Raw genomic sequence first — 676 nt, 5'->3', positions numbered from 1 at the left:
TGTGTGTCTTTCCCGGGTGTGTCGTGGTTATTTGACCCAGCCTTTTTGGATGCCGAGGTTGTGTTGGTAGCTGGTGTCGATGGCGGTGTCGTATTCTGCTGGTGCACCGATGTCATTGGTAGTGGCTGTGGTGTCGTGGGTGATCAAGTTTGTTGCTGTGGAAAGTGCGTCTTGACCCCATCGCTGGTCCCTGGCGATCTTGACCGGATCGTCAGGGACTTCTGTATGTAGGTACAGCCACCAATCCATCACTGTGCGTTGATGCGGTAGTGATAATCCGCGGTGCCTGCGGGCCAGTTCTTTTATTGGGGCGTTGATGCCGCCTTCGAGACTGTTTGTTGTCGCTGCTAGTCCGTCAGGATTGATGGTTGTTGGTGGTGGTTGCAGGTAGGTAAACAACAGGTTCCTGCGGTGCAGGGATAGTAATGACTGATAGGCCGCTCGGACGCGTTGGTGGGTGTAGACCCTGCTGTAGGCACCGCTGGCAGGGTCGCGGATGGTGGTTTTCTCGTTCATCCACACCCGGTAGGTGTGGTTGAATTCGTGCAGGTGTGTGACCCATTCGGCTGCGTGGTCAAGGTCTGTGATGCGAGTGAGTTTCAGGGCTAGGCGGTAGATGGTTTTGCCTGCGTCGGTGCGGGGATTGCTGGTGGTATGGCGGCGGACTGTTCGTTGA

The 676-nt window shown here is 55.9% G+C and carries 1 pseudogene; it reads right to left on the bottom strand.

Annotated features, from left to right (window positions below):
* Window positions 1–27: 27 nt before the first annotated feature.
* Window positions 28–676: pseudogene (locus tag QKE30_RS10800) on the bottom strand (IS256-like element IS3509 family transposase); the annotation flags it as partial.

Origin of the sequence: Corynebacterium sp. c24Ua_83, assembly GCF_039907245.1 — a bacterium.
In the GTDB taxonomy this organism is placed as follows: domain Bacteria; phylum Actinomycetota; class Actinomycetes; order Mycobacteriales; family Mycobacteriaceae; genus Corynebacterium.
Note: the sequence above shows the minus strand (reverse complement) of the source record. Positions and strands in the feature narration are given on the sequence as shown.